Origin of the sequence: Pseudomonas sp. URIL14HWK12:I5, from assembly GCF_900176445.1 — a bacterium.
GTDB lineage: Bacteria > Pseudomonadota > Gammaproteobacteria > Pseudomonadales > Pseudomonadaceae > Aquipseudomonas > Aquipseudomonas monteilii.
The window spans coordinates 249889-263784 of sequence record NZ_FWXQ01000010.1 but is presented as its reverse complement, the minus strand read 5'-3'; the positions used below and the strand labels follow the sequence as shown (position 1 = coordinate 263784).

Genomic DNA, 13896 nt, shown 5'->3' with positions numbered 1-13896 from the left:
GAGTGATGGACGAAAGTTTTAGCGAACAACAAGCAGTTGGCGGAGCATTAACACTTCCGGCGCTGTTGTCGAAACGTATCGAGCGGAGCCCTGATACTGCACTTTTTTCCGACCGAAGCTGCACCTGGACTGCGGTGGAGCTTGTCGAAGTGATCGCAGCGCGTGCGGCGACGCTGGCTGAATATGGCATACAGCGTGGAGACCGGGTAGGGCTGATGTGCGCCAACCGCGCCGAGTTCCTTGAAGTGCTGTTGGCGTGTGGCTGGCTGGGCGCGGTTGCGGTACCTATCAATACCGCCTGCCGCGGCATGCAGCTGAGTCACATTCTGGCCAATAGTGGCGCACGCTTGCTGGTATGTGACGATGCCAATCTAGACGTGCTCGCGGCACTGGATTACACATCGCTTGCTGTCGAAACCGTTTGGGTCGTTTCGCCCCAGAGTGAGCCCAATGCGATGTGGCAGGACCGCATCCAGGTTCAGTCGATGCCGCCTCGCAGTACCTCCAAGGCGCCATCTGCAGTGCTCGAGGATGGCGATCCGCTGGTTATCCTTTACACCTCCGGCACTTCCGGGCTGTCCAAGGGCGTGATCTGCCCTCACGCGCAGTTCTTCTGGTGGGGCGTGAATACCGGTGGGGACCTGCAAGTACGCCCCGGCGATGTGCTGTATACCTGCCTGCCGTTGTTCCATACCAATGCGTTGAACGCCTTCTTCCAAGCCTTGCTGCACGACGCACAGTTGGTGGTGGACAAGCGCTTCTCGGCCAGTGGCTTCTACCCGGCCCTGGCTGAAACTGGTGCCACCGTGACTTATCTGTTGGGCGCCATGGTGCCTATTCTTTTGAGCCGCCCGCAGAGTGAGCAAGAGCGCGCGCACAGTGTGCGTGTCGCTCTGGCGCCGGGCGTGCCGGAACAGTTCCACGCGCCATTCATCCAGCGCAGCGGTATCGGCCTGATCGACGGTTATGGCGCCACCGAAACCAATGCCGTGATTGGAGGGCCGTTGGCGACGCAGCGTCCTGGTTGCATGGGCCGTTTGGCCAAAGGCTTCACTGCTCTCGTGGTGGACAGCCAGGATCGGCCGGTGCCGGATGGCGAGCCGGGAGAGCTGGTATTGCGTGCTGAACATCCTTTCGCTTTCGCGTGCGGTTATTTCGGTATGCCGGACAAAACCGTCGAAGCCTGGCGCAACCTCTGGTATCACACAGGCGACCGTGTGGTGCGCGATAGCGACGGCTATTTCCGCTTTGTTGACCGCTTGAAGGACACGATCCGCCGTCGGGGCGAGAACATCTCTTCTTTTGAGGTGGAGCAGGTGCTATTGAGCCATCCTGCCGTGGAACTCGCGGCGGTATATGCGGTGAAGTCTGAACTAGCCGAAGATGAAGTCATGGCCGCGATCATCATCAAGGAAGGGGCTCGGCTCGATCCACTGGAACTGACGCAATACTGCGAGTCCCGGCTGGCTTATTTCGCCGTGCCGCGTTACTTGGACTTTGTTATTGAATTGCCGAAGACTGAAAACGGTAAAGTGCAAAAATATAAATTGAGAGCGCTCGGTGTTACCGCCACCACGTGGGACCTAGAGTGCTCCGGTTATAGGCTTAAACGCGCCTAATTACTTAGCTTTGACTGCCGTGCAATAAAAAACGATGCAATAACAATAACAACTGCGTTCATAATTATTCAGTCATTGACGGAGACCGCCATGACGGGCACGCATTCGCTTGAACTATCCGAGACCCAGTCGGGAAACAGTCATGTTCCCACTGCGGTTGAAAACCGCACACCGATTGACAAAAAAACCTTTCGCAAGATTGTCTTGGCTTCTGTCACGGGCAATGCGTTGGAGTGGTACGACTTCTTTCTCTACAGCACAGCGGCGGCGCTTATCTTTGGGGATTTGTTTTTTCCCAAAGGCACCGATCCACTGGTCGGTACGATCGCAGCGCTAGCTGGGTTCGCAGTGGGTTTTCTCGCCCGGCCTTTCGGCGGCGTGATATTTGGCCATATCGGCGACAAATACGGGCGCAAGAAAGCCTTGGTATGGACGCTCTCGATCATGGGCGGCGCGACGTTCCTGATCGGACTGCTGCCCACCTACGCTCAAGCGGGGGTGTGGGCGCCGGTGCTGTTACTGCTGTTACGGATCCTGCAGGGCATCGCGGCAGGAGGCGAGTGGGGCGGTGGCGTGCTGATGATCAGCGAGTCGGCACCGCCCGAGCGCCGCGGCTTCTACGCTTCGATCAGTCAGATCGGAGTGGGCGGTGGGTTTGTCTTATCCGCAGGGGCGTTCTATGTGGTCCAGCTGTTGCCGGAGCAGGATTTCCACAGCTGGGGCTGGCGCATTCCGTTCCTTATCTCCATCGTCATCTTCGGCCTGGGCGTGTACATCCGCCGTGCACTTCCCGAAAGCCAGGATTTCCAGCAAGCCGAGACAAGTGGCAAGACGGGGCACATGCCCGTGTTGGAAGTGTTACGCAAACATCCGCGCGAAGTGCTGATGGCCATGGGACTGCGGGTGGCTGAAAACGGCGGCTCCTACCTCATGCTGGCGTTCGCGCTGGTCTACGGCAAGTTTCTCGGTGTGCCCAACGGCGTAATGCTGGCGGGGGTCACGGTGTCCACGTGCGTAGAGTTGGTGGCAATGTTGTTCTGGGGGCGCCTATCGGACCGCATCGGTCGCAAACCGGTGTACATGGTTGGCGCCGTCGGGATGGTGCTGATGGCTTTTCCATTCTTCTGGTTACTCGAGACCCGAGAGCCCGCCTGGATCTGGCTGGCCTTTCTGATTGGCAATGCCATCTGCCATGGAGCCATGATCGGTACTCAGCCGAGCCTTATGGGGGAGCTGTTCAGCACGGAGGTCCGCTATTCCGGCATCGCGCTGGGGCATGAAGTCGCCTCGGTTTTCTCCGGCGGCCTGTCGCCGATGATCGCTACCGCCTTGCTTGCACATTACCAGGCCAGTTGGCCAGTATCTTTGATGATGATGGGGCTGGGTCTGGTCACGGTCATCTCTCTCTGTTTTACCAAGGAGACCCGCGTGCGGGCTAAGGGAGGGCGGTCATGAGCCGGTCAGCAAGTAACGACGCCGTGGCGCTGATCGCGGGCGCGGTGGAGGTGCCCTACAGCCGGCGCGGCACAGGCGAGTCGACGTCGCAATTGCTCGGACGGGCGGTGCAGCGATTGCTGCGCCAGGCGGGCGTGGCCCCGCATGAGGTGGACGGCCTGGGCGTGGCGTCCTTCACCCACAGGCCGGACAACGCCATCGATTTGGCGTGGCGCCTTGGGCTGACCCTGTCCTGGTGCATGGATGACCGCAACGGCGGGGCGAGCGCGATCAATATGCTGCAGCACGCCGTGCGGGCCATCCAGCACGGTGATGCCAACGTGATCGTGCTGGTGGCGGGCGATACGTTCACACCAGAGGATTTCAGAACCCTGGTCGACCATTACAACAAGACCACCGAGGAGTACCTCAAGCCACTCCTGCACGGTGGGCCCAATGGCGTATTCGCGATGCTCACCCAGCGTCACGCTGAACGCACTGGCCTTGGCCGCGAAGACTATGCACAGCTGTGCATTGCCCAGCGAGCCTGGGCGCAGCGTAACCCGCTGGCGGTTTACCGCGAGCCGCTGACGATGGAGCAGTACCTGGACGCGCCCATGGTAGCCGACCCGCTGTGCCGCTATGACTGCGTGCCGGTGGTCAATGGTGCCAACGCGATCCTGCTGACCCGAGCCGACCTCGCACGCAACACTGTCAACGTGGCAGTACGCGCGGTGAAGTCGCTTCACAACGATGATCATCAGGCTGGCGACGGCCTGCAGACCCCTCTGGCCAAGATCGCCGACACGCTGTGGGACCGCTCCAGTACAGGGCCTGATGCCATGGACCTGGCCTGCGTATATGACGACTATCCGGTCATGGCGCTGATCCAGCTCGCTGACCTGGGCTTTGTTCCTGACGACGACTACCGGCGCACGCTACGGCGCATAGGCAGCTTCGAGTTGCCGGTCAATACCTCTGGCGGCCAGCTCTCGGCTGGCCAGGCGGGAACGGCGGGAGGCATGCATGGGCTGGTCGAAGCCATCACCCAGCTGCTTGGCGATGCCGGTCAACGTCAGGTTAGCGATGCTCGCCTGGCGGTGGTGACCGGCTATGGCATGGTCCAGTACCGCTACGGCATGTGCGCCAACGCGGTGGTGCTCGAACGGTGGCAAGGGGGTGTGGCATGGCGTTCATGATCCAGCAATGTATCGGTTGCGGCCTGGCAAGTTTCCCGCCGCGTTACTGCTGCCCGCAATGCGGCGAGGCGCAATGGCAGGAAGTCGCTGCCGGGGTCGCCCGGGTTGCCCAGGCCACCGTGGTGCGCGCGCGGATCGGCATCCCTGCCGGTGAGCTCCTGCACCTGGCCAGCGTCGAGCTGCGCGATGGGCCAGTGGTAATTGCCCAGACTGCCGAGCCATTGCCTCCCGGCACCTTGGTCGAGCTCGCCATCGATGAAAGTCGACGAATCGTAGCCTACCCGGCCGACCACGACTCGTAATCAACGACTGTCCGAGCCGACCTCGCGCGTTCAAGCGTGCGTTGTCGGCCGGCCCCCCAGCTAGTCATTCCCTGACCATGCATGGCCTCAAGGCCTTGCGCGTGGTGCACGTGAGTACCCAGGAGTGTGGTTATGCGTTCAGTTTTCGATTACCGGCTAGTGTCTGGCTTAGGGCTGGCAATGGCTTGTCAGCAGGCCTTGGCAGAAGACCCATGGGCCGAAGTTTCAAACTATTTTCAGCAGGGCACCTTGTCCGGTGTGACCCGGAACTTTTATCTCAATCGTGACTTCCGCAACGGTGGTGCCAACCGCCGCTCAGGCAACGTCAATGGTTATCGCGCGGAGTGGGCCCAAGGCTTGACGCTGGACTACGTCTCCGCGTTCACGCCTGGCGTTATCGGCATAGGATTCGACGCTCATCTGTATGCGGGATTGAAGCTTGACAGTGGTCGTGGCAAGACCGGCACCAACCTGCTGCACGTCAACAACGACGGGGACGTGGCGGACGAGTACAGCGTGGGCGGCGGTGCGCTCAAGCTCAAGTACCGGGAAACGGTGCTCAAGTACGGGTCCATGGAATTGCGCACGTCCCCGGTATTCTTCACCGATGGTGGTACCGGGCGCCTGTTGCCGCAAACGGTGACAGCCTGGCAGCTCACCATCCGCGATCTGCAGCCGCTGACCTTCGATGCCGCCCACATCACCGCCGGCAAGGCGCCTTCGGAGAACCGCAACGACAGCACGTTGCGTTCGCTGTATGGCGCCACGGAGACGGATACGGTCGATTATCTGAGCCTGAATTACGAGCAGGGCGCAGTCAAAGGCTACATCAGTACTCAATTTGCCGAAGATATCTGGCGCCAGGATTACCTGGGGTTTCGCTACTTGCCTAGCCTGGTCGAGGGGCTAACGCCAACCTTGAATTTCAGCCTGTACCGCACGGTCGACATCGGTGCCGCCAATGGCGGACCCATCGATAACTTGACCTGGTCCTTTGCCCCGGGCGTCAAGTTCGGCGCCCACTCCATCATGCTTGCCTACCAGAAGGTGCAGGGCGACACGCCCTTCGACTATATGGCGTTTCGAGACGGGCAAACCACCGTGGCACAGCTGGCTAACAACGTGCAGCTCAGTGACTTCAACGCGCCCAACGATCGGTCCTGGCAGGCTCGTTACGACTATGACTTCAGCGCGCGTGGCGTACCTGGCCTGAGGTTCATGATTCGCTACATGCAGGGACAGGGTGGCAAAGGCTCCAATATCGTGCCGGAGAGTTCCTACTATTCCCTCGGCTTCAAGGATGGGGGGCGCCACTGGGAACGCAATATCGAGATGCAATATGTGGTGCAAAGCGGGCCGGCAAAAAACCTTAGCCTGAAGGCCCGCTATGGCGTGCACCGCGGTAATTCGGCTGAGCCACGCGGTGACATGGATGAGATTCGCCTGATCACCGAATTCCCTTTCAATCTGCTGTAGATACCACTGTTTTCCACCAGAGCAATACCTAATCCGCTTACCGCAAAGGAGCAATGAGATGAGCAATTACATCGATATTCAGGCACGCGACCAGGCTGGAAGTTTCAAGGGTTACCTGGCGCTGCCACCTAAAGGCAAGGGCCCCGGCATCGTGTTGGGCCAGGAAATCTTCGGCGTGAACGCCAACATGCGGGAGGTGGCGCAGATGTATGCCGAGGAAGGCTACGTGGTCCTGGTGCCGGATCTGTTCTGGCGGCTGGAGCCGGGTATCGATCTCGGCTACACGCCCGCCGATTTCGACAAAGCCTTGAGCCTCTACAGTGCACTGGACCTGGACAAGGCCGTGGACGACATCGCTGCCACCTTCGACGCGCTGCGGGCCATGGACGTGGTCACTGAGCCCGGCCTCGGCTTCGTGGGCTATTGCCTGGGGGGCAAGTTGGCCTACCTCACCGCTACCCGTACCGATGTCGCTGTTGCGGTGGGCTACTACGGCATGGGCATCGAGAAGTACCTGGATGAAGCCGATGGCCTGAGCGGCGGGCTGGTCCTGCACCACGGCGAACTCGATGGCATGTGCGACGCCGCGACCCGTGCGCAGATCGCCGAGGTGCTGCGTGGCCGCCCAGGCGTAGAGCTGTATACCTACGAAGGGGCCGACCATGCGTTCGCCCGGCTGGGCAGCGATCACTTCCACAAACCCTCGGCGCTCATGGCCCATGGGCGCACCATCGCAGCGTTGAAGAAGTACATCGGGCCGGACTACAACCTGTCAGACCTGTGGGACGAGCACATCCACCACGAGTTCGTTACCCGAGACGTACCGGCTACCCTGGCGACCATGGTCGACGAGCCTTACGTGAACCACATCCCGACACTGACCGGCGGGGTGGGCAGCAAGCAACTCAGACGTTTTTATCAGCATCACTTTGTCCACGTTAACCCCGAGGACACTAAGATGATTCCGATTTCTCGCACGGTCGGCGCCTACCAGGTCGTCGATGAATTCATCATGTGCTTCACCCACACCTGCGAAATGGACTACATGCTGCCCGGGATAGCACCCACCGGCAAATACGTGGAAATTCCAATGGTGGCGGTGGTCAACTTCCGCGGCAACAAGCTGTACCACGAGCATATCTACTGGGACCAGGCTTCGGTGCTGGTACAGATCGGGGTGCTCGATCCCGAGGGGCTTCCGGTGGCTGGCATCGAAACCGCCAAGAAGTTGCTGGATGAGTCGCTGCCTTCGAACACGCTGATGGCCCGCTGGGCCGAAAGTGAGCACCTGTGAGCACCCTCACCGCAATGGGCAAGGATGTCCTGATTACCGGTGCCAACGGCGGGTTGGGCCTTGCGTTGATCGAGGCCTTTCTGGCCGCAGGGGCAAGGCATGTCTACGCCGCCTGCCGCAATCCTGAGCGTCTGACGTTCGATCACCCGCAGGTCGAGGCGGTGCAACTGGACGTCACCGACCCGCAGCAGGTAGCGCAGGTGGCGAGCAGGGTTGGGGTCGATATCCTGGTGAACAATGCTGGCCTCAATCGGCAGCAGCGTTTGCTGGGCGCCGATGACCCCGACGCCGCTGCCCAGGAAATGGCCGTCAACTACTTCGCCACGCTCGCGATGATGCGTGCCTTTGCGCCGACGCTTGTCGAGCGGGCTGGCGCCATGGTCAACGTGCTGTCGATCCTTGCGCGGGTGGCGTTGCCAGCCATGGGGTCGTTGTGTGCCTCGAAGGCGGCCGCGTTGCGCCTGACCGAGGCCGCTCGTGCCGAGCTGGCTGGCCAGGTGCAGGTGGTGGCGGTGCTCCCCGGTGTGATCGACACGGCAATGAGCCATGGCGTTGCAGGTGCCAAGGCCAGCCCCCGGGAAGTGGCCGAAGCGATCGTGACGGGGTTGGCCAGCGGTGCCGCCGAAGTCTATCCCGACCCTATGGCGCTGGACATTGCCCACAAGCTTGCGACCGACCGGGCAACTGCACAGGCCGACTTCGCCCGGTACCTTTGAATGAATCGCACCGCCAGTTTTGCGCGATCTCACCCAATGGCTGCAAGCCGTGTTGCATGATCGGGCTGACCGTGCCGGCGTCGAGTAGGGGGGGGTGTACTTGATGTCGGCGCGGTACTTCTGAAACAGCAAACTTGCAATTAGAACCCGCTACCCCTTCTGCCAACACGATCTAAAGGCGGCTCACTCTATTTACCGCGTGAAGCGAATAGAGGCTGTGGCCCAGACGAATTGAATTGCTGGAAAGCATTCAACTAAGTAAGTGCACCTTGAACGTAGGTATTCCTGATGTTTATACATGAAGACTGTATTTCTATTATTCTTCTATACCCGGCATCCCTAGACTCAGCGAAAACATCCTGCTCAGGAGCTCGCTATGTCTAATCATTTACTCCGTCACTATATCGCTGGGGCGTTCGTCGAAAGCAGCCGTAAATTCGACAATATCTCGCCTGTCAATGGCGCCCTCCTGGGCCAGGTGTGTGAGGCGGGCAAAGAGGAGGTGAATGCTGCCGTCGAAGCGGCGGCGCTCGCCCAGTCGGGGCCGTGGGGTGAGTTCAGTACTGCCCAGCGGGCTGATCTGCTGGAGCGGATCGCCGATGGCATCGAGCGTCGGTTCGAAGACTTCGTGGCTGCCGAAGTCGCCGATACCGGTCGGCCAGTGCATCAGGCGCGCAGCCTGGATGTTGCCCGGGGTGTGCAGAATTTCCGTACCTTCGCGGACCTGGTGCGACAAGGCGGTAGCGAGCTCTTCGAGATGCGCACCGGCGATGGCACGGATGTCTTCAGTTATACCGTGCGCAAGCCGCACGGCGTGGTAGCCATCATCTCGCCGTGGAACCTGCCGCTGTTGCTGCTGACGTGGAAGGTCGCGCCGGCGTTGGCCTGTGGCAATTGCGTGGTGGTCAAGCCGTCGGAAGATACACCTTCCAGTGCCACGCTGCTGGCCGAGATCATGCACGAAGCCGGTGTGCCCGCAGGTGTATTCAACCTGGTACATGGCTTCGGCCCTGAGTCTGCCGGTGAGTTTCTTACCCGCCACCCAGACGTCGATGCCATCACCTTCACCGGCGAGTCGCGCACCGGCTCAACCATCATGCGTGCGGCTGCCGAGGGCGTTCGTGAGGTGTCGTTTGAATTGGGTGGCAAGAATGCCGCAGTCGTTTTCGCAGACTGTGACTTCGACGCGGCAGTGGCCGGTGTACTGCGTTCCAGTTTCACCAACTCTGGCCAGGTTTGCCTGTGCACTGAGCGGGTCTATGTCGAGCGGTCGATCTACGAGCGCTTTGTCGCGGCGCTCAAAGCAGGCGCCGAGAAGCTGAAAATCGGCTATCCCGACGAAGACGGCGTGAACATGGGGTCGCTGATTTCCCATAAGCACCGCGACAAAGTGTTGGGCTACTTCCAGTTGGCGCTGGCAGAGGGCGCGACAGTGGTCACGGGCGGCGGTGTACCGGCATTCGGCGACGAGCGCGACCAGGGGGCCTTTGTCCAGCCGACGATCTGGACTGGGCTTGCCGATGACGCTCGCTGCATTCGCGAAGAAGTGTTCGGCCCGGTCTGCCACATCGCGCCGTTCGATGACGATGAGCAAGTGCTGCAACGCGTCAACGATTCGGCCTACGGCCTGGCCGCCTCGCTGTGGACCCGCGATCTGAAGCGGGCCCACCGTTTCTCTCGGCGTATCCATGTTGGCATGGTGTGGGTCAATACCTGGTTCCTGCGTGATCTGCGTACGCCCTTTGGTGGCGCGCGCCTGTCTGGGCTTGGACGCGAAGGCGGGCGCCACTCGCTGGATTTCTATTCCGAGCTCACCACCATTTGTGTCAATCCGTAAGGACAGGAGAACGCCATGCATCCAGCTATCGCCGAAGCAGCAGCGTGTCTGCGCCAGGCTCGTGAACAGGGCAGGCCCTGTGTACCTGTACGCGATCTCATCGAGCGTGCGGCCGCCGAGCAAGATGAATCCGCGCTCAAGCAGGCTTACGCCGTGCAGCAATACAACAACGCCGCCGACATTGCCGCAGGCTGGAGGCCGGTTGGTCACAAGATCGGCTTGACCTCTGGCGCCGTCCAGCGCCAGCTGGGGGTGGATCAGCCAGACTTCGGTCGGCTGTTCGCTCAGATGGCGCGAGGTGATGGCCAGCCTATCAGCTGGAGTGACTGCCAGCAGCCCAAGGTAGAAGCAGAGATCGCCTTGGTTCTGGAGCGTGACTTGTGCCATGAGCACCACACCCTGGCCGACATCATCCGCGCCACCGCCTTCGCCCTGCCAGCCATCGAAATTGTCGGTAGTCGTATCGCCAATTGGGACATCAGTTTGCTCGACACGGTCGCCGACAACGCGTCGTCCGGGCTGTTCGTGCTGGGCAGCCAGCCGGTGTCCCTGGGGCAGTTTGACCTGGTCAATTGTGGCATGCGCTTGAGCTTGCGCGGTGAACCCGTATCGGTCGGAGCCGGCGCAGCCTGCCTGGAAAATCCACTGAATGCGGCGTTGTGGCTGGCCAATACCATGGTCCGTCTCGGTGAGCCACTGCGTGCGGGTGACGTGGTGTTGACCGGTGCCCTTGGGCCAATGGTGCCGGTGAGCCCGGGCGATGTCTTTACCGCTGAAATTCAGGGCTTGGGCCGCGTCACTGCAGCCTTTGCTCAAGCCCAGTAAGGAGGCCAGAGAATGAGCCACAAACGCAAAGTCGCCATCATCGGTTCCGGCAACATCGGCACCGACCTGATGATCAAGATCCTGCGCAACGCCAAGCACCTGGAAATGGCTGCGATGGTCGGCATCGACCCGGCCTCCGACGGCCTGGCCCGTGCTGCGCGCCTGGGCGTGGCCACCACCCATGAAGGGGTAGAGGGCCTGGCCCGCCTGCCGATGTTCAATGACATCGATTTCGTCTTCGACGCCACCAGCGCTGGTGCCCACGTGAAGAACGACGCCTTCTTGCGCCAGCACAAGGCCGACCTGCGCATGATCGACCTGACCCCGGCCGCCATCGGTCCGTACTGCGTGCCGGTGGTCAACCTGGAGCAGCACCTGCAGGCGACCAACGTCAACATGGTCACCTGCGGTGGCCAGGCCACCATCCCCATGGTCGCGGCGGTATCGCGCGTGGCCAAGGTGCACTACGCCGAGATCGTCGCCTCGATCGCCAGCAAATCCGCCGGCCCCGGCACCCGCGCCAACATCGACGAATTCACCGAGACCACCAGCAAGGCCATCGAAGTGATCGGGGGGGCGGCCAAGGGCAAGGCGATCATCATCATGAACCCGGCCGAGCCACCGCTGATGATGCGCGACACGGTATATGTGCTCAGCGAGGCCGCCGATCAGCAACAGGTGGCGGCGAGCATCGAGGAGATGGCCGCTGCAGTGCAGGCCTACGTGCCGGGTTACCGCCTCAAGCAGCAGGTGCAGTTCGAACACGTGTACGGCCTGAGGTTGCCTGGGCAGGGCACCTTCACCGGCCTCAAGACCTCCGTGTTCCTCGAGGTCGAAGGCGCGGCTCATTACCTGCCGGCCTACGCCGGCAACCTCGACATCATGACATCCGCCGCGCTGGCCACCGCCGAGCGTATGGCCCTGGCGATGGGAGCCCCGGCATGAACGGCAAAAAGCTGTATATCAGTGATGTGACCCTGCGCGATGGCATGCACGCCATCCGCCATCAGTATTCGCTGGACGACGTGCGTGCCATCGCCGGCGCGCTCGACCGGGCCAAGGTCGACTCGATCGAAGTGGCCCATGGCGACGGCCTGCAGGGGGCCAGTTTCAATTACGGTTTCGGTGCTCACACCGACCTCGAATGGATCGAAGCAGCGGCAGACGCGGTCAACCACGCCAAGATCGCCACGCTGCTGCTGCCAGGGATTGGCACTATTCATGACCTCAAGAACGCCTACGACGCCGGTGCGCGCATCGTTCGCGTGGCCACCCATTGCACTGAAGCGGATGTCTCGCGCCAGCACATCGAGTATGCCCGCGAGCTGGGCATGGACACCGTGGGCTTCCTGATGATGAGCCACATGCAGACGCCCGAAGGGTTGGCGCAGCAGGCCAAGCTGATGGAGGGCTACGGCGCCACCTGCATCTACGTGGTGGACTCGGGCGGGGCAATGAACATGGACGACATCCGCGCGCGTTTCCGTGCGGTCAAGGCCGTGCTCGACCCAGCGACCCACACCGGCATCCACGCCCACCACAACCTTAGCCTCGGCGTGGCCAACTCCATCGCTGCGGTGGAGGAGGGCTGCGACCGCATCGATGCCAGCCTCGCCGGCATGGGCGCCGGTGCCGGTAATGCCCCGCTCGAGGTGTTCATCGCCGCCGCCGACAAACTCGGCTGGAACCACGGCACCGACCTGTACGCGCTGATGGATGCCGCCGACGACCTGGTGCGTCCGCTGCAGGACCGGCCGGTGCGGGTCGACCGGGAAACCCTTGCGCTGGGTTATGCCGGGGTCTACTCGAGCTTCCTGCGCCATGCCGAAGTGGCCGCCGCCCGCTATGGCATCAAGGCGGTAGACATCCTCGTGGAGCTGGGCAAGCGACGCATGGTCGGTGGCCAGGAGGACATGATCGTTGACGTCGCACTCGACCTATTGAAGCCATCGCTGGAGACACGTTCATGAACACCGATATCGCGCGTATCGCTGAAGCCCTTGACCGGGCTGCGCGAGGAGCCGAACCACTGGCACAGTTCAGTAGCAGCACCCCCTTTTCGCTGGACGACGCCTACCGTATCCAGCGCGCCTCCATGCAGCGCCGTTATGCCGATGGTGAGCACTGCATTGGCATCAAGCTCGGTTTCACCAGCCGCGCCAAGATGGTGCAAATGGGCGTCGATAGCCTGATCTGGGGCTGGCTCAGCAACACCATGGTGGAAGAGGACGGCGGCCTGGTGGACGTGGCTCGCTACATTCACCCACGCGTCGAGCCGGAGGTGTGCTTTCTTACCCGCCGCGCTATCGATCGTCCGCTGACCCTGCTGGAAGCGGCCGACTACGTCGAGGCCGTGGCCCCCGCGTTGGAGATCATCGATTCTCGCTACCAGGCGTTCAAGTTCAGCCTGGAGGATGTGGTGGCGGACAACTGCTCCTCGGCGGGCCTTACCGTCGGCCCCTGGTCGCGGGATTTCTCCGGGCTGGACAACGCAGGTGTAGTGCTGCGCCTGGATGGCCGTGTGGTTCAGGCTGGCTCCACCGCCGCCATCCTCGGCAATCCGCTTCGCAGCCTGGTGCAAGCCTCGCGCCTGCTGCACGCGGCCGAACTTGAACTGCCCGCCGGCAGCCTGGTGCTGGCAGGTGCCGCCTGCGCTGCGGTGGCTTTGCAGCCAGGCGTGCATGTCAGTGTCGATGTCCAGGGGCTGGGGCAGAGTAGCTTTCGCGTTCGCGGTGGAAACGGAGGGGGCAGCCATGAGTGATGTCAAGGCCACGGTAGTCGCTGGCAAGGCCACACCGCGCGGGCGCTTCCCGCATATCAAGCGTGCTGGCGATTTTCTCTTCGTCTCGGGTACCAGCTCACGGCGCCCGGACAACAGCTTCGTCGGCGTCGAGGTGGATGCCATGGGCACCACCAATCTGAACATTCGGGCTCAGACCCGCGCGGTGATCGAGAACATGCGCGACATCCTTGCCTCTGAAGGCGCAAGCCTTTCAGACGTGGTGGAGATCAGCAGCTTCCTCGTCGATATGAACGACTTTGGCGGATACAACGAAATCTACGCCGAGTACTTCGACGAGAACGGACCAACCCGCACCACCGTAGCCGTACACCAACTGCCGCACCCGCATCTTCGTATCGAAATCAAGGCCATAGCGTACGCGCCGCGTAATCGCTAATCGCTGGGAGAAAAC

13 protein-coding genes are annotated in these 13896 nt (G+C 61.6%); all 13 read left to right on the top strand.

The features are described from left to right. The first annotated feature begins 5 nt into the window (after positions 1-5). The 13 genes from B9A31_RS22555 to B9A31_RS22495 all read left to right on the top strand — a co-directional run bounded on the left by B9A31_RS22555 (position 6) and on the right by B9A31_RS22495 (position 13881). Positions 6-1619 carry an ATP-dependent acyl-CoA ligase gene (locus tag B9A31_RS22555; protein WP_027615595.1) on the top strand — a complete coding sequence of 538 codons (1614 nt, stop codon included), beginning with the start codon at positions 6-8 and terminating at the stop codon, positions 1617-1619. 90 nt (positions 1620-1709) lie between these two features. Then, entirely contained in the window at positions 1710-3074 is a 1365-nt protein-coding gene (locus B9A31_RS22550) for an MFS transporter (RefSeq protein ID WP_081741870.1), read from the top strand. Beyond that, complete coding sequence (locus B9A31_RS22545) at positions 3071-4252, top strand: thiolase family protein (RefSeq protein ID WP_027615594.1); 1182 nt, start codon at positions 3071-3073, stop codon at positions 4250-4252. The genes B9A31_RS22550 and B9A31_RS22545 overlap by 4 nt, the downstream gene beginning before the upstream one ends. After that, complete coding sequence (locus B9A31_RS22540; RefSeq protein ID WP_027615593.1) at positions 4240-4554, top strand: Zn-ribbon domain-containing OB-fold protein; 315 nt, start codon at positions 4240-4242, stop codon at positions 4552-4554. The genes B9A31_RS22545 and B9A31_RS22540 overlap by 13 nt, the downstream gene beginning before the upstream one ends. 132 nt (positions 4555-4686) lie before the next feature. Beyond that, complete coding sequence (locus B9A31_RS22535; protein ID WP_033694688.1) at positions 4687-6030, top strand: OprD family outer membrane porin; 1344 nt, start codon at positions 4687-4689, stop codon at positions 6028-6030. A 58-nt stretch (positions 6031-6088) separates the two neighbouring features. Then, positions 6089-7324 (top strand): dienelactone hydrolase family protein, encoded by a 1236-nt coding sequence (locus B9A31_RS22530; RefSeq protein ID WP_027615591.1) that lies wholly within the window; start codon positions 6089-6091, stop codon positions 7322-7324. Then, a complete protein-coding gene (locus B9A31_RS22525; protein WP_218186626.1) occupies positions 7321-8040 on the top strand; it encodes an SDR family NAD(P)-dependent oxidoreductase in 720 nt (239 codons plus the stop codon). The genes B9A31_RS22530 and B9A31_RS22525 overlap by 4 nt, the downstream gene beginning before the upstream one ends. A gap of 376 nt (positions 8041-8416) precedes the next feature. Continuing rightward, positions 8417-9877 (top strand): 2-hydroxymuconic semialdehyde dehydrogenase, encoded by a 1461-nt coding sequence (locus B9A31_RS22520; protein ID WP_027615589.1) that lies wholly within the window; start codon positions 8417-8419, stop codon positions 9875-9877. A gap of 15 nt (positions 9878-9892) precedes the next feature. Continuing rightward, the gene (locus B9A31_RS22515; RefSeq protein WP_027615588.1) at positions 9893-10702 is read left to right on the top strand and encodes a 2-keto-4-pentenoate hydratase; all 810 of its coding nucleotides are present in this window, start codon (positions 9893-9895) and stop codon (positions 10700-10702) included. Between the two features lie 12 nt (positions 10703-10714). Then, a complete protein-coding gene (locus tag B9A31_RS22510) occupies positions 10715-11647 on the top strand; it encodes an acetaldehyde dehydrogenase (acetylating) (RefSeq protein WP_027615587.1) in 933 nt (310 codons plus the stop codon). Beyond that, positions 11644-12672: a 4-hydroxy-2-oxovalerate aldolase gene (mhpE, locus tag B9A31_RS22505; protein ID WP_027615586.1), complete on the top strand. Its 1029-nt coding sequence runs from the start codon at positions 11644-11646 to the stop codon at positions 12670-12672. The genes B9A31_RS22510 and mhpE overlap by 4 nt, the downstream gene beginning before the upstream one ends. After that, positions 12669-13463: a 2-keto-4-pentenoate hydratase gene (locus B9A31_RS22500; protein WP_027615585.1), complete on the top strand. Its 795-nt coding sequence runs from the start codon at positions 12669-12671 to the stop codon at positions 13461-13463. Before mhpE ends, B9A31_RS22500 begins: the two co-directional genes overlap by 4 nt. Then, complete coding sequence (locus B9A31_RS22495; protein ID WP_027615584.1) at positions 13456-13881, top strand: RidA family protein; 426 nt, start codon at positions 13456-13458, stop codon at positions 13879-13881. The genes B9A31_RS22500 and B9A31_RS22495 overlap by 8 nt, the downstream gene beginning before the upstream one ends. Positions 13882-13896: the final 15 nt, after the last annotated feature.

What these genes read in the sequence shown, in the direction of transcription:
- B9A31_RS22555 (WP_027615595.1), top strand. Translation starts at nt 6, where the DNA reads ATGGACGAAAGTTTTAGCGAACAACAAGCAGTTGGCGGAGCATTAACA.
- B9A31_RS22550 (WP_081741870.1), top strand. Translation starts at nt 1,710, where the DNA reads ATGACGGGCACGCATTCGCTTGAACTATCCGAGACCCAGTCGGGAAAC.
- B9A31_RS22545 (WP_027615594.1), top strand. Translation starts at nt 3,071, where the DNA reads ATGAGCCGGTCAGCAAGTAACGACGCCGTGGCGCTGATCGCGGGCGCG.
- B9A31_RS22540 (WP_027615593.1), top strand. Translation starts at nt 4,240, where the DNA reads ATGGCGTTCATGATCCAGCAATGTATCGGTTGCGGCCTGGCAAGTTTC.
- B9A31_RS22535 (WP_033694688.1), top strand. Translation starts at nt 4,687, where the DNA reads ATGCGTTCAGTTTTCGATTACCGGCTAGTGTCTGGCTTAGGGCTGGCA.
- B9A31_RS22530 (WP_027615591.1), top strand. Translation starts at nt 6,089, where the DNA reads ATGAGCAATTACATCGATATTCAGGCACGCGACCAGGCTGGAAGTTTC.
- B9A31_RS22520 (WP_027615589.1), top strand. Translation starts at nt 8,417, where the DNA reads ATGTCTAATCATTTACTCCGTCACTATATCGCTGGGGCGTTCGTCGAA.
- B9A31_RS22515 (WP_027615588.1), top strand. Translation starts at nt 9,893, where the DNA reads ATGCATCCAGCTATCGCCGAAGCAGCAGCGTGTCTGCGCCAGGCTCGT.
- B9A31_RS22510 (WP_027615587.1), top strand. Translation starts at nt 10,715, where the DNA reads ATGAGCCACAAACGCAAAGTCGCCATCATCGGTTCCGGCAACATCGGC.
- mhpE (WP_027615586.1), top strand. Translation starts at nt 11,644, where the DNA reads ATGAACGGCAAAAAGCTGTATATCAGTGATGTGACCCTGCGCGATGGC.
- B9A31_RS22500 (WP_027615585.1), top strand. Translation starts at nt 12,669, where the DNA reads ATGAACACCGATATCGCGCGTATCGCTGAAGCCCTTGACCGGGCTGCG.
- B9A31_RS22495 (WP_027615584.1), top strand. Translation starts at nt 13,456, where the DNA reads ATGAGTGATGTCAAGGCCACGGTAGTCGCTGGCAAGGCCACACCGCGC.